The organism is Geothrix rubra, assembly GCF_030268065.1.
GTDB classification, from domain to species: domain Bacteria; phylum Acidobacteriota; class Holophagae; order Holophagales; family Holophagaceae; genus Geothrix; species Geothrix rubra.
Map to the genome: position 1 here is coordinate 145,592 of NZ_BSDD01000003.1, position 17,307 is coordinate 162,898.

Consider the following 17,307-nt stretch of genomic DNA (forward strand, 5'->3'; position numbering starts at 1 on the left):
AGGAACTGGCCCTTTGGCAGGTTCTCGCCCTGGGCCGAGGCCCCGGCAGATTGATCAAAAAAAATAATTCAATCGTGTCGATTCCCCCACGCCTCGTTCGACGCATGAGTAGAGCCGTGGCGTGGCCTTCCGAACTGGACCTCCGCCCCACGGCCCCTCGGAGGAATCCCTTGAGAAAGCTCAAGATCATCGAACACACCTCGCTCGATGGCGTGATCCAGCATGGCCAGGACGGCGATTTCCCCTACGGCGACTGGACCGTGCCTTACCGCACCCCGGCGGGCCGGGAGGCCATCATCGCCGCCCACGGCGGCAGCTTCGACCTGCTGCTCGGACGCCGCACCTACGATATGTGGTCGGATTTCTGGCCCAAGGCGCCGAGCAGTCCCCTGGCGGACGGCCTTAATGCGGCCACCAAATACGTCGCCACCCACCGCCCGGAAGGCCTTGAATGGGGCCCTTATGTGGGCTTTGGGCCGGACCTCATCGAGGGCGTTCGCCGCATCAAGTCGCAGGAGGGCCCGGACCTCATCCTCTCGGGCAGTTCCACGCTGACCTCGCCCCTGCTCGAACACGGGCTTGCGGACGAAATCCTGCTCGTCGTCTACCCGGTCTTACTGGGCAGGGGGAAGCGCTTCTTTGCGGAGGGTACCCCGGCACACACCTTCGAGCTGGTCCGCACGGAGTCCATGTCTTCCGGCGTCATCCTCAGCACCTACAAAGCCGCCGGACCTTTGAACCCCTGAGCCCGCGCCATCCATCCAAGGAGACCCTATGCAACCCACCGTTCCTCCCACATCCGCCAAGCTGCTCTGGACCGGCCGCATCCTCAGCGCCCTGCCGATCCTGTTCCTCCTTTTCGATGGCGCCGTCAAGGTCATGCAGTTGCCCTTCGTCCTCGAAGGCACTGCCAAGGTCGGATACCCCCTTGGCACCGTGGTTTCCCTGGGTGTCACCCTGCTCGCGTGCACAGTCCTCTACGCGATTCCGCGCACCACGGTGCTCGGCGCCATCCTGCTCACGGGCTACCTCGGCGGTGCCGTCGCTACGCACGTCCGCATCGGCGACCCGATGTTCTCCCACGCTCTGTTCCCCACCTATTTCGGGACCCTGATCTGGGGCGGCCTCTTCCTCCGAGAACCGCGCCTAAGGGCCCTCCTCCCCTTCGTCAAATCCATCCACTGACCCTCCAGGAGACATTGCCATGCGCGTCATCGTTCTGATCAAGGCCACCCGGGACACGGAAGCCGGCGTGCTCCCCGACGAAAAACTACTGACCGCCATGGGGCAGTACAACGAAACCCTCGTGGAGGCCGGCGTGATGCTCGCCGGCGAGGGGCTGCATCCCAGCTCGAAGGGCGTCCGCGTTCATTTCGCAGGATCCAGCCGTCGCGTCATCGACGGCCCCTTCGCCGAGACGAAGGAACTCATCGCCGGTTTCTGGATCTGGCAGGTGCGGTCCATGGAGGAGGCCATCGAATGGATCAAGCGCTGCCCCAATCCTACGGGGGATGAATCCGAGATCGAGATCCGGCCTGTCTTCGAGGCCGAGGATTTAGGCGCCGAATTCACGCCTGAGCTGCGGAAGCAGGAAGAACGCCTTCGCGCTCAGATCGCCCAGAAGGCCTAGGTACTTCCACCCACCACACCGAAAGGAATCCCATGCAGACCCTCGGCACCTGCCTCTGGTTCGACGACCAGGCCGAAGCGGCGGCGGCCTTCTATATATCCGTCTTCAAGAACGCCAGGATCCTCGGCACCACCCGCTATCCGGAGGGCTCGCCCCGGCCTTCGGGCACGGTCATGACCGTCCAGTTCGAACTGGACGGCCATACCTTCACGGCCCTCAACGGCGGACCTCAGTACCCTTTCACGCCGGCCATCTCCTTCATGGTGAACTGCGACACCCAGGCTGACATCGACCGTCTATGGGAGGAGCTTGGCGCCGGTGGAACCGAGGTGGCCTGCGGATGGATGACAGACAAGTTCGGCGTGTCCTGGCAGATCCTTCCCACCTCCCTGTTGAAGATGATGCATGATCCGGATTTGGCCGCCTCGCAACGCGCCTTCAGCGCCATGCTTCAGATGAAGAAACTCGACATCGCCCGCCTGGAACAAGCCTTTCGAGGCGCCTGACTCCCCTTCGACGAAACCACCCATCGGCTTGAAGTCCGCCACCCTGGAGATACCTCGATGCCCAAAATGATTTTCGTGAACCTGCCCGTCGCCAATCTCAAGAAGTCGATGGCGTTCTACGCCTCCCTGGGTTTCACCAACAACCCCATGTTCACGGACGATACCGCGGCCTGCATGGTATGGAGCGAGACCATCAATGTGATGCTCCTGACCCATGCCAAGTGGCGCACGTTCACGACACGCGCCATTCCTCCGGCGACCTCCAGCGAGGTGATGCTCGCCATCTCCTGCGAGAACCGGGCAGCGGTGGATGCGATGAACACCGCGGCGGCCGCCCATGGCGGGGTGGCCGACATCAACCCCATCCAGGACCTTGGTTTCATGTACAACCGCAACCTGGCCGATCCCGACGGCCACGTCTGGGAGGCGATGTGGATGGATCCGTCGGCCATTCCCTCGGGTCCCCAGCCAGATTGAAGCGGGGCGCATGCCAGCCGGAAGGTTGCGACTGATCGGTGAAGCTGGTCTGATTTCTATGTGACGACATCCGACACCCACCGGGCCGACACCCACCGCGCCATCGACGCTGTCTGGCGAATGGAGTCGGCTCGGCTCATCGCGGGTCTCACTCGGCTTGTGCGGGATGTCGGCCTCGCCGAGGAGCTCGCCCAGGACGCCCTTGTGGCCGCCCTTGAGCAGTGGCCCGATGCCGGTGTTCCCGACAATCCAGGCGCCTGGTTGATGACCGCGGCCAAGCGCCGCGCCATCGACCGCCTGCGCCGCCTCAAGCAAATGGAACGCAAGCACGAGGAACTGGGCCGGGAGATGGAGGCCCTGCAGGAGGCCATGGTGGACTTCGAGGCAGGGCTCGACGATCCCATCGGCGACGACCTGTTGCGGCTCATCTTCATCTCCTGCCACCCCCTGCTCTCCCCCGAGGCCCGCGCCGCGCTCACGCTGCGGCTGTTAGGAGGCCTGACAACCGGGGAGATCGCGCGGGCCTTTCTCTGCCCCGAGCCCACCATCGCCCAGCGCATTGTGCGGGCCAAGCGCACCCTGGCCGAGGCGCGGGTGCCCTTCGAAGTGCCGCGCGGTGCCGAGCTGTCCACGCGGCTCGCCTCGGTGCTGGAGGTGATCTACCTCATCTTCAACGAGGGGTACTCGGCCACTGCCGGAGAGGATCTGATCCGGCCTGCCCTGTGCGAGGAGGCCCTGCGCCTGGGCCGCATCCTCGCCGAGCTCGCCCCCCGGGAAGCCGAAATCCACGGCCTCGTGGCACTCATGGAAATTCAGGCCTCCCGCCTTCCCGCACGGGTGGGCCCGACCGGCGATCCGATCCTGCTGCCCGACCAGAACCGAGGGAAGTGGGACCAGCTCCTCATTCGCCGGGGCCTCGCGGCCCTTGACCGGGCGGAGCAGCTGGGCGGGACGCCCGGACCCTACGTGCTGCAGGCAGCCATCGCCAGTTGCCACGCACGTGCCCGCAGGGCCGAGGACACAGACTGGGAGCGCATCGCGTCCCTTTACGGTGAACTCACCCGCATCAACCCCTCCCCCGTGATCGAACTCAACCGCGCTGTGGCCCTCGGCATGGCCTTCGGACCCGCCGTGGGCCTCAAGGCCGTGGAGGCGCTGGCCGCCGAGCCTGCGCTCAGGGGCTACCACCTGCTGCCGAGTGTGCGCGGCGACTTGCTCGCCAAGCTCGGCCGCGCGGAAGAAGCCAAAGCGGCCTTCGAGAAGGCCGCCTCGCTCACCCGCAACACCCGAGAGCGCGACTTCCTGCTCAAGCGCGCCGCCACCTGCTGCAGCATCTGATCCCGCAGCCCGGACCTCAGAACCACCCCACCAGGAGAGCCCGATGCCTTACATGCTGTTGATCTTGGAACCCCGCGGGCAACGAGCGGAGCGCGGCGAAGAGGCCGGGCGCGCCGTCTACGAGCGGATGTTGCGCTTCGCGGAGGATCTCCAGGTGCGGGGCCTGCTCAAGCTCACCAGCTCGCTCCGCTCGGATCGCGAAGGCGTCCGCGTGCAGGTGCGGGACGGCAAGACCGCGCTGATCGACGGCCCCTTCGCAGAATCCAAGGAGATGGTCGGCGGCTTCTTCTACCTCACCTGCTCCACGCGGGATGAAGCCGTCGCCATCGCCCGGGCCTGCCCCGCCGCCGAATGGGCCACCGTCGAGGTACGCGAGACCGGCCCCTGCTACGAGGGGACCTGAGGGCTGCATCCCTCGGACATTCGCCGTTGGCCGGTCAGGCACGTGGCGTCTGGACCACAAATTGGGAATCGACGGAGGCCTCCATGCCGATGCTGTTCCCCATGAGCCCAGGTATGAACTGGGTACTGAAGAAAGGGGTTCAATTCATTCCCTGTTCCTCCGTCAGAGATTCCCTGTTCGACTCCAAGGGAATTCCAGCTCGAATCAAGCCCAGAAGCCCGTCTTGATTGGAGAATTGCCCCCTACCCTGGCCCGAATGAGGGCTGAATTGGGCCAATTCCCTGTTGTTTCCCTGTACCAGGGAAAACGCTCACGCTCCCAGCAGTTTGGAGGATTGGCCACACTACCAATCGAAAGCAACAGAAGGCCCGGAAACCGAGGTTTTCCGGGCCTTCTGGTTTTGGGGCCCGGACCGGTTCCAGTGTGACCCGGAGGGGACGCCGAATCGATCTGACAGGCCCTGATGGGACGCCCCCTGCGCCAACGGGGGGCCAAGCCTGATTCCCTTCGGCAGGCATTGATCTGGGCAAGCCCTGGCCTCACGACCTTTGAGAAGGACCTTGGACCCCTAAATCTCCCCCATCCAGATTCCCTTCTGCGGCGTTGGGCTACACAGGGGGAGGATCCATGGAGGCCAGGCTGCCGCTCGGGCAAGACGGGGACCCTGTCCGGTCCGTGGCGGTGACGCCGGCCTCCCTGGTGTTCCTGGCGATCCATCTGGGCGCCCTCGGGACCCTCCTGGCGACGTTCCAGTCCCGCCTGGCCTGGATGGCCCTTCTGCTCTACGGGGTCCGGATGTTCGGGGTCACGGCGGGCTACCACCGCTACTTCAGCCACCGGGCCTATCGCCTGGGCCGGACGGCGCAATGGCTCATGGCCTGCCTGGCCCAGTCCTCGGGCCAGAAGGGGGCGCTGTGGTGGGCGGCCCACCACCGGGACCACCACCGCCATGCGGACGGTCCCGGGGATGTCCACAGCCCCGTGCAGGACTCCTTCTGGTGGAGCCATGCGGGGTGGGTGCTGTCCAGCCGTCATGACGGCACGGACCTGGCGAAGGTGGCCGATCTGGCCCGCTTCCCGGAGCTGCGCTGGCTGAACCGCCACCACTGGGTCCCCGCCCTCGTCACGGCCCTCCTCGCGGCCGCCTGGGCGGGATGGCCGGGGCTCGCCTGGTGGTGTCTGTCCACCGTGGCCCTGTACCATGCCACCTTCTGCATCAACAGCCTGGCCCATGTGTGGGGGACCCGCCGCTTCGCGACCCCCGACCGCAGCCGCAACAACGCGCTGCTGGCGCTGCTCACCCTTGGCGAGGGCTGGCACAACAACCACCACGCCTGCCCCTCGGCCTGCTCGCACCGCTGCCGCTGGTGGGAACTCGACCTGACCCAGGCGGGCCTCCAGGCGCTGAGGATCCTCGGCATCGCCCGGAACCTGCGCCCCCGCCCCCTGGAGGCCCGTCCATGAAGGTGGCTGTCATCGGCGCCGGCATTTCCGGACTCTCCGCAGCCCACCGGCTCACCCTCGGGGGGGCCGAGGTCCATGTCTTCGAGCGGGAGGCCAGGATCGGCGGGCACACCCGCACGGTCACCCTGCCGGACGGGCGGGCGGTGGACACCGGCTTCATCGTCCACAACCGGGTGAACTACCCGGGCTTCGTGGCCCTCATGGACGAACTGGGGGTGCCCACCGGGCCCTCGGACATGAGCTTCGCCTACGCCGGGCCGGAGCTCTCCTGGTGCAGCCGGGGGCTCAACGGGCTGCTGGCGGAGCGCCGCCATGCCTTCAGCCCCCGGTTCTGGCGGCTCTGGCGCGAGGTGGCCCGCTTCAATGCCTGGGGCCGGACCCTGGCCCTGGATCCCCATGCCGGCGAGCGTCCTCTGGGCGAGGCCCTGCGGGAGGGCGGCTTCAGCGAGGATTTCCAGACCGCCTACCTTCACCCCATGGCCGGCGCGGTATGGTCCACGCCGCCCGGGGAGATGCAGGCCTTCCCGGCCCTGGCCCTCCTGCGCTTCTTCCTCCATCACGGGATGCTGGGGTTCACCACCCAGCACGCCTGGCGCACCATCCCCGGCGGCACCTCCCGCTACCTGGAACCGCTGACGAGGCCCTTCGCCGGGCGCATCCGCACCCGCGCGCAGGTGGCCTCGGTGCAGCGGGGCGTCGGGGGGCCGGAGGTGGAGGTGGAGGTGGCCGGGGAAGGCCGCCTGCCCTTCGACGCCGTCGTGTTCGCCTGTCACGGCGAGCAGGTGCTGCCCCTGCTGACCGACGCGGACTCCCTCGAGCGGGAGGTGCTCGGCGCCTTCCGGGACAACCCCAGTCCCGTGTGCCTGCACACCGATGCCTCCGTCCTCCCCCGGGCCCGGCGCGGTTGGGCCAGCTGGAACTTCCGCCAGACGCCCGGGAGCCCCCTGCTGCTCACCTACCACATGAACCGACTCCAATCCCTGGGGCCGGGCGGCGAGGTCTTCGTGACCCTGCATGGCGAAGGTCGCGTGGATCCCGCCAGGGTCGCCGCCCGCTTCGAGGACGGGCATCCACGGTTCGACCTGGCGGCCATCCGGGCCCAGGCCCGGTGGGCCGAGGTCAATGGCCGCGGCGGCATCCACCATGCCGGGGCCTATTGGGCCAACGGCTTCCATGAGGACGGCCTGGCCAGCGGCCGGCGGGCCGCGGAAGCCATCCTGCGCGGAGCGGGCCGGTGAGCGCCGCGGCTGCCGTCCTGCCCTGGGGTGAGGCCGCTTCCCGGCTGCGGGTCCGGTGGACTACCCTGGATCCCCTGCCGCCTCCGGCCATGACCCTCACGCCGCCCCCTCCGCCCTCCGCCGACCTGGCGGGCCTGTCCGACAGCGGGCTGCTGGTCCGCGTCGCGCGTCAGGACGAGGCGGCCCTGGCAGAGCTGTTCCACCGTTACGGCGGACGGGTGCTGGCCTACGTGCGGGCCATGGCGGGCCCGGGCTTCCCCCACGAGGACGCGGTGCAGGACATCTTCCTGGCCCTGTGGCAGAAGGCGGGGCTCTTCGCGCCCGAAGGCGGCGAGGCCACGGGCTGGATCTTCACCCTCACCCGCCACAAGGTGCTGGACCGCCTGCGCAGCCAGAGCCGCGTGCGGGAGCGGGGGGACCTGGATCTCGCGTCCCTGGACGCCCCTGCCCCCGCGGAGGATCCCACCCTGGCGCCCTCCCTCCGGAAGGCCCTCGCGGCGCTGCCGGCGGAGCAGCGGACCCCCATCCGCCTGGCCTACTACGGGGACCTGACCTACGAGGAGGCGGCCCGGCAGCTGGGCCTGCCCGTCGGCACCGTGAAGACCCGGATCCGCACGGGCCTGGCCACCCTGCGGGACCTTTTCCAGCGACGGGAGGCGCCATGACACCCCACGGCCACCCCGGAGCCGACCTCTGGCTGGACTATGCCGCGGGCCAGCTGGATCGCCCGACCTGCAGCCTCCTGGAGGGACACCTGGCCTTCTGCGAGGCGTGCCGGAAACAGGCCCGGGCCGCCACGGCCCCAGGAGGCGCCGCCCTGGCCGAAGCCCCGGAGGCTCCCGTGCCATCCCGGCTCCTGGACGGCATCCTCGCCCGGCTGAAGCCGCCCACTCCCCCGCAGGTAGGCCGTGAGGTCCTGCCTCTGCCCAGGGCCCTGTGGCCGCTGCTGCCCGCCCTGGACGGCACCGCCTGGCGTCAGGCCCTCACCCGGGGGTTCCGTTTCCTGGAGGCGGCGCCGGGCCTCTACCTCATCCACATGCGCCGGGGCTGCCCCTTCCCCGCGCACGGCCATCGGGGCCTGGAGCGCTGCCTGATCCTGTCGGGCGGCCTCCGCGACGGCCATCGCGTGCTGGAGGCGGGAGACTTCGACGAGACGGCCCCCGAGGAAGTCCACAGCCCCGTGGCCCTCCCGGACGAGGACTGCTGGCTGCTGGCCAGCCTGGAAGGGGGCATCCGGTTCCAGGGCTGGCGGGGCGTGCTCCAGCGGCTGGCTGGAGCCTGACCGCCGCCACCCTCCTGACATCCAGATTCCGGTCGGCATCGTTGGGGAAGGAGGAGGCCTTCCCTTGAAACCTGCCGCCCTCGCCACCCTGCTCGCCCCCGCGCTGGTCCTCTCGGCCCTGTGGGGGTGCCGCGGGCCCGCCCGTCCGCCCCTCCGCACCGTGACCTCCGTGGACCTGGGCCGGTTCATGGGGGACTGGTACGTGATCGGCTGCATCCCCACCTTCCTGGAGAAGGACATCGCCAACGCGGTGGAGTCCTACCGGCTGGCGCCCGACGGCACCGTGGCCACCACCTTCACCTACCGCAAGGGGGGCGTGGACGGTCCCGAGAAGCGCATGACGCCCCGGGGCTTCGTGCTGGACCGCGCCTCCAATGCCGTGTGGGGCATGCGCTTCGTGTGGCCCATCAAGGCCGACTACCGCATCATCCACCTGGATCCGGACTACCGGGTGACCGTGGTGGCCCGGGAGAAGCGCGACTACGCCTGGATCATGGCCCGCACGCCCACCCTGCCGGCAGCGGAGTACGACGCGACGCTCCGGTTGCTCTCGGAGGCGGGCTACGACGTGTCCAAGGTCCGGAAGGTGCCCCAGTCCTGGAGCCGGCCATGAGGGACCAGGTCTTCCGGGCGATCACGCACCTCTCCCGTCCCCGGACGGAGGTCTTCGCCTTCTTCTCGGATCCCGCCAACCTCGAGCGGCTCACGCCGCCCTGGCTCTCCTTCCGGATCCTCACGCCCGAGCCGCTCCCCCGGGGCGAGGGGGCCGTCTACGACTACGCCCTGCGCCTCCACGGCCTGCCCCTGCGCTGGCGCACCCTCATCCTCCAGTGGGAGGAGGGCCATCGCTTCGAGGACCTCCAGACCCGCGGTCCCTACGCCAATTGGCATCACGTGCACCGCTTCGAGGACGCTCCGGGCGGCGGTACGCGCATGACCGACGAAGTCCACTGGCGGCTGCCCTTCGGCTGGCTCGGCCGGCTGGCGGCCCCCCTCGTGGCCCGGGATGTCCGGCGGATCTTCACCTACCGGGAGGAGGTGCTCAAAGGCCACTTCCAGGAGTCGACCCCACCGGCCGGCAGGCCGGCGCCCAGGATGGCGCCGTGAACGCGCTCTACACGGGGGTCGTCCGGCACCGCCGCTTCTCCCCGAAGCGGCATGCCTTCGCCTACCCCGTGTGCATGGCCCTCCTGGACGTCGACGGCCTGCCCGGGGCCATGGCGGCTTCCCGCCTGCTGGGCTACAACCGCTTCGCCTGGGCCGCCTACGACGAGCGGGACCACCTGGGCGATCCGCGCCTGCCCCTGCGCCAGCGCCTGGCGGAGAGCGCCCGCGCCCAGGGCTACGACTTCCCCGTAGGACCCGCGGCCCTGCTGACGAACCTGCGCTACCTCGGCTACTGCTTCAACCCCGTCAGCTATGTGTATGCCTGGGACCCGTCGGGGCGCCTGGCCCTCATCGGCGCCGAAGTCACCAGCACCCCGTGGAAGGAACGCACCCTCTACTGGATGCGTCCCGCCGAGGCCGGGCCGGGCCACGCCTTCCGGGTGCCCAAGCGCATGCACGTCTCGCCGTTCATGCCCATGGACCTGGAGTACGACTGGCGCTTCCAGGAGCCCGGGGAGGCCCTGTCCGTGCGCATGATGCTGCGCCAGGACGGGACCCCCCTCTTCGACGCGGATCTCCACCTGGCGCGGCGCCCATGGACGCCCCGGGAGATCCGGCGGGCGCTCGTCTCCTTCCCCCTGCACACCGTCAAGGTCATCACCGCCATTCACTGGGAGGCCCTCAAGCTATGGCTGAAACGCATACCCGTGTTCACGAAGCCGCCGGCATCCCCGCCGGAGCCCGCCCCGGGATCCTCCAGGAAGCAGCCCGCGGCCTGATGCTGCGGGCCCTGTCGGGCCTCCGCCAGGGCTGCCTGGACCTGCACCTGCCCGAGGGGGTCCGCACCTACGGCAACCCCGCCTCGCCCCTGCGGGGCGTGGTCCATGTCCACGACCCGCGCACCTTCCGCAAGGGCCTCCTGGGCGGCGAGGTGGGCCTGGGCGAGGCCTACGTGGAAGGCTGGTGGAGCAGTCCCGATCCGGTGGCCGTGGTGCGGGTGGCGGTCCGGAACATGGCCTGCTTCGACCGGGGGCCCCTGGCCTGGAACGGCCGGCTCCTCGGACGCCTGCGGCACCGCCGCCGGGACAACGATCGGGCCGGGGCCCGGACCAACATCGCCGCGCACTACGACCTGGGCAATGCCTTCTATCGCCTCTGGCTGGATCCCACCCTGGCCTACAGCTGCGCCTGGTTCGACAGCCCGTCGACCTCCCTGGAGGAGGCCCAGGAGGCCAAGTACCGCATGATCTGCCGCAAGCTGGACCTGGGCCCCGGGGACCACCTGCTGGAGATCGGAACCGGCTGGGGCGGTTTCGCGATCCATGCCGCGCGACACCACGGCTGCCGCGTCACCACCACCACCATCAGCCGCGAGCAGTTCGCCGAGGCCCGGGCCCGGATCGCGGAAGCGGGCCTGGCGGACCGCGTTGCCGTGGTGCTGGAGGACTACCGGGACCTGCAGGGGCGCTTCACCAAGGCCGTGTCCATCGAGATGTTCGAAGCCGTGGGCCTGGCCCACTACGACGCCTACTTCGGCACCGTGGACCGGCTGCTGGCGCCCGGCGGGTGCTTCCTCATGCAGACCATCACCATGAACGAGCCCCACTTCGAGACCTACCGCCGGGGCGTGGACTTCATCCAGCAGCATGTGTTCCCGGGATCGGAGCTGGCCAGCCTCCTGGAGATCCACCGCAGCCTGGCCCGGGCCACGGGCCTGGCGGTCACCGGGCTCGAGGACATGGGCCGGCACTATGCCCGCACCCTGCAGCTCTGGCGCGAGCGGTTCCACGCCCGCCGCGAGGAGGCGGGGGCCCTGGGCTTCGACGCGCGGTTCCAGCGCTTCTGGGACTACTACCTCGCCAGCTGCGAGGGGGCCTTCCGGGAGCGCCACGTGAGCGTGGTCCAGCTCCTGATGGAGAAGGCCGCTCCCGACGGGACGCGCCCATGAGCGAAGGGGCGCTGCTCCTGGCTGCGGTGCCGGTGGTGCTGGGCCTGCCCTTCCTGGCCTGGGTGGCCTACCTGCGCACGGACCGGGCCGACTGGATCGATGTGGCCTGGGCCTTCAGCCTGGGTGCCCTGGCGGCGCAGTTCGCGGTGCTGGGCTCCGGCGATCCCATCCGGCGGCTGGCGCTGGGCGTCGCGGGCACGGCCTGGGGCCTGCGCCTGGGCACGCACCTGGCCGTCCGCGTGGCCGGGGGTGCCGAGGACGGGCGCTACCAGGCCCTGCGCGCCGATTGGGGTCCGCGTCCCCACGGGCGGTTCCTGGCCTTCTTCCTGTTCCAGGGCGTCCTGAACCTGGTCCTGGGCCTTCCCTTCCTGCTGGGCACCACCGATGCCGCCCCCGGCGTGCCCGCCTGGACCTGGATGGGCTTGGCCCTGGCCCTGGCGGGGGTCGTGGGCGAGGCCCTCGCCGACGCCCAGCTGCGCGCCTTCAAGGCCACGGGCACCCCGGGCACCGTCTGCAGACACGGCCTCTGGGCCTGGAGCCGGCACCCGAACTACTTCTTCGAGTGGCTCACCTGGATGGGGTTCGCCCTGGCGGCCCAGGGCCGACCGGCCGCCCTCGCGGCCTGGCTGGCCCCCGCCTTGATCTACCTCCTGCTGACCCGCGTCACGGGCATCCCTCCCACGGAAGCCCAGTCCCTGCGCAGCCGGGGCGAGGCCTACCGCGACTACCAGGGCGCCGTCCCCGCCTTCTTCCCCTGGCCCCCCTCCCGAAAGGTCCGCCCATGACCGTACAGACCCTGTCGCTGGACGCCCCCTCCCCGTCCTGGATCGACCGCCTGGTGGACGCCGGCCTGCTGCCGGACGCCGTGATCCGGGCGGGCATCCGCCGCCTGCTCCGCCAGCGGTTGGTGGACGAGCAGCGCGGCGGACCGGAGGCCACCTGGGAGCGTCAGCGGCACCTGTGGCGCCGCCTGGACCAGGGTCCCGTCGCCGAGCAGGTGGAGGCGGCCAATGCGCAGCACTACGAGGTCCCCCCGGCCCTGTTCGGCTGGATGCTCGGTCCCCACCTGAAGTACAGCGCCTGCCTGTGGGAGCCGGGCACCACCACCCTGGCCCAGGCGGAAGCCGCCATGCTCGCACGTACCTGCGAACGCGCGGACCTGGCGGACGGACAACGCATCCTGGAACTGGGCTGCGGATGGGGCAGCCTCACCCTCTGGATGGCCGAGCGCTACCCAGCAGCCCGCATCGTGGCCGTCTCCAACTCCCGGGACCAGGGTGCGCACCTCCGCCAGCAGGCGGAGGCCCGGGGCCTGGCCAACGTGCAGGTCGTCACCGCGGACATGAATACCTTCGCCCCCGAGGGGACCTTCGATCGGGTGGTGAGCGTGGAGATGTTCGAGCACATGCGCAACCACCGCGAGCTGATGCGCCGCATCTCGACGTGGCTGGCCCCGGGCGGGCGGCTCTTCGTCCACATCTTCACCCACCGGGAGCTGAGCTACCTCTTCGAGCCCAAGGATGCCGGCGACTGGATGAGCCGCGAGTTCTTCTCCGGCGGCATCATGCCCTCGGACGCCCTCCTGCTCCGGCATCAGGAGCACCTGCGCCTGGAGGACCACTGGCGCGTGGACGGCCGACACTACCAGCGCACCGCCGAAGCCTGGCTCCAGAACCTCGATGCGCACCGTGCCGAGGTCCTGGACCTGTTCCAGCGGACCTACGGCCCGGACCAGGCTGCCGTCCGGTTCCACCGCTGGCGCGTGTTCGTCATGGCCTGCGCAGAACTGTGGGGCTGGCGCGGCCAGGACTGGCTGGTGAGCCACTACCGGTTCCTCAAGCCTGAAGCCCGCCCCTGACCAGCCCGGAAGAAGGGCGGGATCCGGTCGGTTCTCCCCGGAAACCCTCCTCGGGCGTGATCAGGAAAGGGGGCGACCCATCCCGTTCCTTTTGATGGGGCCATGGCTTCATTCTGGTGGATCCCTGGCCCGGCCCGGCTGAAGCGGTGGCAGCTATCGGTCGTATTTGTAGGTTTTGAACCTGGGGCTCGAATCTTGCTGCCCTCGTATCAGCGGTTTGAGGCATCAAATCATCAGGTTCGAGGGGACGGGTCGGGTCACTTCCGCTGAACTTCCCCAGGGGAAGCGCCGGGATGGCCCTCCCATGACCCCGTTCATGGACAGGCGACAGAGTGGAGAACCAAAGCGTGAACCGGACGACAGGAAGTGCACCTGACGCGGCGAGTCTGGATCAACGGGCGATCAACACCCTTCGCTTCCTTTCCGTGGATGCGATCCAGAAAGCCAACAGCGGCCACCCCGGTCTGCCCCTGGGCGCAGCTCCGATGGCCTATGTGCTCTGGACGCGGTTTCTCCGGCACAATCCAGCCAACCCCAACTGGTTCAACCGCGATCGATTCGTGCTCTCGGCCGGGCACGGTTCCATGCTGCTCTACAGCCTGCTGCATCTGACGGGCTACGACCTCCCCCTGGAACAGATCAGGCGCTTCCGGCAGTGGGGCAGCCTCACCCCGGGGCACCCGGAGCGGGGCCTCACTCCCGGCGTGGAGACCACCACCGGTCCGCTCGGCCAGGGCTTCGGCAACGGCGTGGGTCTGGCCATGGCCGAAGCCCACCTCGCCGCCCGCTACAACCGGCCGGGGTTCAAGATCATCGACCACTTCACCTACGGGCTGGTGAGTGACGGCGACCTCATGGAGGGCGTGGCCGCCGAGGCCGCCTCGCTCGCCGGCCATTTGAACCTCGGGAAGCTCATCTACCTCTACGACGACAACCACATCACGCTCGCGGCCTCGACCCAGCTCACCTTCACCGAGGACCGGGCCCGGCGGTTCACGGCCTATGGGTGGCACACCCAGACCGTGGAAGAGGGCAATGACCTCGCGGCCATCGACCAGGCCCTTCGTGCGGCCCGGATGGAAACGGAGCGTCCCTCGCTGATCCTGGTGCGGACGCACCTCGGGTACGGGTCGCCCCACAAGCAGGACACCTTTTCCGCCCACGGCTCACCCCTGGGTGAAGACGAGGTGACCTTGACGAAGGCGCATCTGGGCTGGCCCGTGGAACCGCCCTTCCTGGTGCCCGCGGAGGTCGAACAGTTGTTCCATCGCGCGCTCGACCGGGGAAGCCGGGCCGAGGCCGAGTGGGCGGTGGACCTCTCCCGCTACGCGGCGCAGTTCCCCGACCTCGCCCGGGAACTGCATCAGCTCATCGAGGGTGAACTCCCGGAAGGCTGGGATGCGGACCTCCCCGTGTTCGAGGCCGACGCCAAGGGCATGGCGACCCGAGTGGCCTCGGGGAGGATGCTCCAGACCCTCGCCGCGCGCCTGCCGGGCCTGATCGGCGGCTCCGCGGACCTGAACCCCTCCACGGACACCGAGTTGAAGGACCTGGGCAATTTCCAGAGCTCCGACCAGGCGGTGGGTGACAGGCAGGGCTCGGCCGGCGGCGGATGGGGCTACGCAGGCCGCAACCTGGCGTTCGGCGTCCGCGAGCACGGCATGGGGTCGATATTGAACGGCCTGGCCGCCCACGGCGGCCTCCTGCCCTTCGGCGCCACCTTCCTGACGTTCTCCGATTACCTGCGCCCCTCGATCCGGCTGGCGGCGCTGATGGAGCTTCCGGTGGTCTACGTCTTCACCCATGACAGCATCGGCATGGGCGAGGACGGCCCCACGCACCAATCCGTGGAGCATCTGGCCAGCCTGCGGGCCCTTCCCGGGCTGACCGTCATCCGCCCCGCAGACGCCAACGAAACCACGGTGGCCTGGCGCGTGGCCATCGAATCGCGCCACCGTCCCGTGGCCCTGGTCCTCACGCGCCAGAACGTGCCGACGCTGGACCGCACCCGGTTCGCGCCGGCTGAAGGCCTCCGGCACGGGGCCTATGTCCTGGCCGATCCGCCCCAGGGTCCCCCGCGCCTGATCCTGCTGGCAAGCGGATCCGAGGTCGGCCTGATCGTGGCTGCAGCCGGGGACCTGCTGGCGAAGGACATCCCCGTCCGGATCGTTTCCATGCCGAGCTGGGAGCTGTTCGAGGCCCAGCCCCAGGCCTACCGGGATTCGGTGCTGCCGCCGACCATCCAGGCTCGGCTCGCGGTGGAGGCGGGGGTCACCCTCGGGTGGCACCGCTACGTCGGGGACAGGGGCGATGTGCTCGGCGTGGACCGTTTCGGCGCCTCGGCGCCCGGACCCGTCGTGCTGCGCGCATACGGATTCAGCCCGGAAAACGTCTGCCAACGCGCGCTGGCCCTGCTTGGCCAGGAAGGCAGGTGATCCCATGGCCTTGCCGCCTTCGGAAGGGAAGCGCATCGGGATCGCCTCTGATCACGGGGGATTCGAGCTGAAATCGGATCTGGCCGCACGCCTGCGCCAGGCCGGTTACGAGGTGGAGGACTTCGGCAACAGCCAGTACATGCCTGGCGATGACTATCCGGATTTTGTCGTGCCGCTGGCCCGGGCGCTCGCGGGTGGGCGCCTCCATCGTGGCGTGGCCATCTGCGGAAGCGGGGTGGGCGCATGCCTGATCGCCAACAGGGTCCCGGGCGTCCGGGCCTGCCTGATCCACGAGTCGTTTTCCGCGCACCAGGGGGTCGAGGACGACGACCTGAACCTGCTCTGCCTCGGTGGCCTCGTGGTGGGCAAGGCCTTCGCGTGGGAGCTCGTCCAGACCTTCCTGGCGGCCCGGTTCACCGGCGCCGAGCGTCACCGCCGCCGCCTTTCCAGGGTGGCCGAGCTGGAAACCCACGGAGCCGGAACATGAAGCACAATCCCTTGAAGCAACTGGGCGCGCTGGGTCAATCCGTCTGGCTGGACTACATCCGGAGGGACCTCATCGCCCACGGCGGCCTGCGGCGTCTCATCGAGGAGGATGGCCTGCGGGGAATGACCTCGAATCCGGCCATCTTCGAGAAGGCGATCACGGGCAGCCACGAGTACGATGACGACATCCAGGCCATGGTGAAGGCCGGGAAAGGTGCCCAGGACATCTACGAGGCCCTCAGCCTGCAGGATGTCCAAGGCGCGGCCGATGCGTTCCGGCCGGTCTACGAGAAGACCGACGGAAGGGACGGGTTCGTGAGCCTGGAGGTGAATCCCCATCTGGCCCGCGACACCGACGGCACCCTGCGGGAAGCCCGGCGGCTATGGGCGGCCCTGGACCGGCCGAACGTCTTCATCAAGGTTCCCGCCACGACTCAGGGGCTGGCAGCCATCCAGCAGCTCACCCGCGACGGCATCAACGTCAACGTCACCTTGCTCTTTGGGCTGCCACGGTACCGGCAGGTGGCCGAAGCCTACCTCGCCGGCCTTGAGGCCCGCCTCGCCCAGGGGCAGGCGGTCTCGCACCTCGCCTCGGTGGCCAGCTTCTTCGTGAGCCGCATCGATACCTTGGTGGATCCGCTGCTGGAAGCAGTCATCGCGCAGGGCGGCCCCAAGGCCGATCTGGCGAAGCAGGCCCTCGGACAAGTGGCCGTCGCCAGCGCCAGGCTGGCCTACCAGGACTGCAAGCACCTGTTCGGCTCGGACCGGTTCCGGACCATGGCCGAGAAGGGGGCGCGCATCCAAAGGCTCCTCTGGGCCAGCACCGGCACGAAGAATCCCGGGTACAGCGATGTCAAATACATCGAGGAACTCATCGGGCCGGACACGGTCAATACGGTCCCCGTCGAAACCCTCGCGGCGTTCCGTGATCACGGTGTCGCCCAGGTGAACCTTGAGCGGGACCTTCCGACCGCCGCCCGCACCCTGGCGCAGCTGCCGGCCCTCGGCATCGACCTCGAGGCCGTGACCCGGCAACTCGAGGAGGACGGGATTGAAAAATTCAACCAGCCCTTTGACAAGCTCATGCTGGACCTGGAGAAACGGTCCCGTTCACCTGCCGCAAAGGGTTCCTGAC

The 17,307-nt window shown here is 69.0% G+C and carries 20 protein-coding genes; all 20 read left to right on the forward strand.

Translation table 11 applies throughout. The features are described from left to right. Positions 1-170 precede the first annotated feature (170 nt). Positions 171-746 (forward strand): dihydrofolate reductase family protein, encoded by a 576-nt coding sequence (locus QSJ33_RS08655; protein ID WP_285724625.1) that lies wholly within the window; start codon positions 171-173, stop codon positions 744-746. 28 nt (positions 747-774) lie between these two features. Continuing rightward, positions 775-1,185, forward strand: a complete 411-nt coding sequence (locus QSJ33_RS08660) for a DoxX family protein (RefSeq protein WP_285724627.1) — start codon at positions 775-777, stop codon at positions 1,183-1,185. A 19-nt stretch (positions 1,186-1,204) separates the two neighbouring features. Continuing rightward, positions 1,205-1,630 carry a YciI family protein gene (locus tag QSJ33_RS08665; protein WP_285724629.1) on the forward strand — a complete coding sequence of 142 codons (426 nt, stop codon included), beginning with the start codon at positions 1,205-1,207 and terminating at the stop codon, positions 1,628-1,630. Between the two features lie 32 nt (positions 1,631-1,662). Beyond that, entirely contained in the window at positions 1,663-2,136 is a 474-nt protein-coding gene (locus QSJ33_RS08670; RefSeq protein WP_285724631.1) for a VOC family protein, read from the forward strand. 57 nt (positions 2,137-2,193) lie between these two features. Continuing rightward, on the forward strand, positions 2,194-2,613 hold the full coding sequence (locus QSJ33_RS08675) for a VOC family protein (RefSeq protein ID WP_420801383.1): 420 nt from the start codon (positions 2,194-2,196) through the stop codon (positions 2,611-2,613). 120 nt (positions 2,614-2,733) lie between these two features. Continuing rightward, positions 2,734-3,951: an RNA polymerase sigma factor gene (locus QSJ33_RS08680; RefSeq protein ID WP_420801390.1), complete on the forward strand. Its 1,218-nt coding sequence runs from the start codon at positions 2,734-2,736 to the stop codon at positions 3,949-3,951. A gap of 43 nt (positions 3,952-3,994) precedes the next feature. Beyond that, on the forward strand, positions 3,995-4,354 hold the full coding sequence (locus QSJ33_RS08685) for a YciI family protein (protein WP_420801384.1): 360 nt from the start codon (positions 3,995-3,997) through the stop codon (positions 4,352-4,354). Positions 4,355-4,981: 627 nt separating this feature from the next. Then, complete coding sequence (locus tag QSJ33_RS08690; RefSeq protein ID WP_285724641.1) at positions 4,982-5,818, forward strand: acyl-CoA desaturase; 837 nt, start codon at positions 4,982-4,984, stop codon at positions 5,816-5,818. Then, a complete protein-coding gene (locus QSJ33_RS08695; protein ID WP_285724643.1) occupies positions 5,815-7,056 on the forward strand; it encodes an NAD(P)/FAD-dependent oxidoreductase in 1,242 nt (413 codons plus the stop codon). Before QSJ33_RS08690 ends, QSJ33_RS08695 begins: the two co-directional genes overlap by 4 nt. Then, complete coding sequence (locus tag QSJ33_RS08700; RefSeq protein WP_285724645.1) at positions 7,053-7,721, forward strand: RNA polymerase sigma factor; 669 nt, start codon at positions 7,053-7,055, stop codon at positions 7,719-7,721. Before QSJ33_RS08695 ends, QSJ33_RS08700 begins: the two co-directional genes overlap by 4 nt. Then, positions 7,718-8,338 carry a cupin domain-containing protein gene (locus QSJ33_RS08705; protein ID WP_285724647.1) on the forward strand — a complete coding sequence of 207 codons (621 nt, stop codon included), beginning with the start codon at positions 7,718-7,720 and terminating at the stop codon, positions 8,336-8,338. Before QSJ33_RS08700 ends, QSJ33_RS08705 begins: the two co-directional genes overlap by 4 nt. A gap of 64 nt (positions 8,339-8,402) precedes the next feature. Further along, positions 8,403-8,951 carry a lipocalin family protein gene (locus QSJ33_RS08710; protein ID WP_285724649.1) on the forward strand — a complete coding sequence of 183 codons (549 nt, stop codon included), beginning with the start codon at positions 8,403-8,405 and terminating at the stop codon, positions 8,949-8,951. Continuing rightward, positions 8,948-9,445 carry an SRPBCC family protein gene (locus tag QSJ33_RS08715; RefSeq protein WP_285724651.1) on the forward strand — a complete coding sequence of 166 codons (498 nt, stop codon included), beginning with the start codon at positions 8,948-8,950 and terminating at the stop codon, positions 9,443-9,445. The genes QSJ33_RS08710 and QSJ33_RS08715 overlap by 4 nt, the downstream gene beginning before the upstream one ends. Then, positions 9,442-10,224: a DUF1365 domain-containing protein gene (locus tag QSJ33_RS08720; RefSeq protein WP_285724653.1), complete on the forward strand. Its 783-nt coding sequence runs from the start codon at positions 9,442-9,444 to the stop codon at positions 10,222-10,224. Before QSJ33_RS08715 ends, QSJ33_RS08720 begins: the two co-directional genes overlap by 4 nt. Continuing rightward, entirely contained in the window at positions 10,224-11,393 is a 1,170-nt protein-coding gene (locus QSJ33_RS08725; protein ID WP_285724655.1) for an SAM-dependent methyltransferase, read from the forward strand. The genes QSJ33_RS08720 and QSJ33_RS08725 overlap by 1 nt, the downstream gene beginning before the upstream one ends. After that, on the forward strand, positions 11,390-12,178 hold the full coding sequence (locus QSJ33_RS08730) for a DUF1295 domain-containing protein (protein ID WP_285724657.1): 789 nt from the start codon (positions 11,390-11,392) through the stop codon (positions 12,176-12,178). The genes QSJ33_RS08725 and QSJ33_RS08730 overlap by 4 nt, the downstream gene beginning before the upstream one ends. After that, positions 12,175-13,251, forward strand: coding sequence for an SAM-dependent methyltransferase (locus QSJ33_RS08735; protein ID WP_285724659.1), 1,077 nt, complete (start codon positions 12,175-12,177; stop codon positions 13,249-13,251). The genes QSJ33_RS08730 and QSJ33_RS08735 overlap by 4 nt, the downstream gene beginning before the upstream one ends. Positions 13,252-13,598: 347 nt before the next feature. Beyond that, positions 13,599-15,686 carry a transketolase gene (gene tkt / locus QSJ33_RS08740; RefSeq protein ID WP_285724661.1) on the forward strand — a complete coding sequence of 696 codons (2,088 nt, stop codon included), beginning with the start codon at positions 13,599-13,601 and terminating at the stop codon, positions 15,684-15,686. A gap of 4 nt (positions 15,687-15,690) precedes the next feature. Continuing rightward, complete coding sequence (locus tag QSJ33_RS08745) at positions 15,691-16,173, forward strand: RpiB/LacA/LacB family sugar-phosphate isomerase (protein ID WP_285724664.1); 483 nt, start codon at positions 15,691-15,693, stop codon at positions 16,171-16,173. Beyond that, positions 16,170-17,306, forward strand: coding sequence for a transaldolase (gene tal / locus QSJ33_RS08750; RefSeq protein WP_285724666.1), 1,137 nt, complete (start codon positions 16,170-16,172; stop codon positions 17,304-17,306). The genes QSJ33_RS08745 and tal overlap by 4 nt, the downstream gene beginning before the upstream one ends. Position 17,307 lies beyond the last annotated feature (1 nt).

Excerpts from the sequence above, each read along its gene's own strand:
- QSJ33_RS08660 (WP_285724627.1), top strand. The coding sequence starts at position 775 with ATGCAACCCACCGTTCCTCCCACATCCGCCAAGCTGCTCTGGACCGGC.
- QSJ33_RS08665 (WP_285724629.1), top strand. The coding sequence starts at position 1,205 with ATGCGCGTCATCGTTCTGATCAAGGCCACCCGGGACACGGAAGCCGGC.
- QSJ33_RS08670 (WP_285724631.1), top strand. The coding sequence starts at position 1,663 with ATGCAGACCCTCGGCACCTGCCTCTGGTTCGACGACCAGGCCGAAGCG.
- QSJ33_RS08675 (WP_420801383.1), top strand. The coding sequence starts at position 2,194 with ATGCCCAAAATGATTTTCGTGAACCTGCCCGTCGCCAATCTCAAGAAG.
- QSJ33_RS08680 (WP_420801390.1), top strand. The coding sequence starts at position 2,734 with ATGGAGTCGGCTCGGCTCATCGCGGGTCTCACTCGGCTTGTGCGGGAT.
- QSJ33_RS08685 (WP_420801384.1), top strand. The coding sequence starts at position 3,995 with ATGCCTTACATGCTGTTGATCTTGGAACCCCGCGGGCAACGAGCGGAG.
- QSJ33_RS08690 (WP_285724641.1), top strand. The coding sequence starts at position 4,982 with ATGGAGGCCAGGCTGCCGCTCGGGCAAGACGGGGACCCTGTCCGGTCC.
- QSJ33_RS08695 (WP_285724643.1), top strand. The coding sequence starts at position 5,815 with ATGAAGGTGGCTGTCATCGGCGCCGGCATTTCCGGACTCTCCGCAGCC.
- QSJ33_RS08705 (WP_285724647.1), top strand. The coding sequence starts at position 7,718 with ATGACACCCCACGGCCACCCCGGAGCCGACCTCTGGCTGGACTATGCC.
- QSJ33_RS08715 (WP_285724651.1), top strand. The coding sequence starts at position 8,948 with ATGAGGGACCAGGTCTTCCGGGCGATCACGCACCTCTCCCGTCCCCGG.
- QSJ33_RS08725 (WP_285724655.1), top strand. The coding sequence starts at position 10,224 with ATGCTGCGGGCCCTGTCGGGCCTCCGCCAGGGCTGCCTGGACCTGCAC.
- QSJ33_RS08730 (WP_285724657.1), top strand. The coding sequence starts at position 11,390 with ATGAGCGAAGGGGCGCTGCTCCTGGCTGCGGTGCCGGTGGTGCTGGGC.
- QSJ33_RS08735 (WP_285724659.1), top strand. The coding sequence starts at position 12,175 with ATGACCGTACAGACCCTGTCGCTGGACGCCCCCTCCCCGTCCTGGATC.
- QSJ33_RS08745 (WP_285724664.1), top strand. The coding sequence starts at position 15,691 with ATGGCCTTGCCGCCTTCGGAAGGGAAGCGCATCGGGATCGCCTCTGAT.
- tal (WP_285724666.1), top strand. The coding sequence starts at position 16,170 with ATGAAGCACAATCCCTTGAAGCAACTGGGCGCGCTGGGTCAATCCGTC.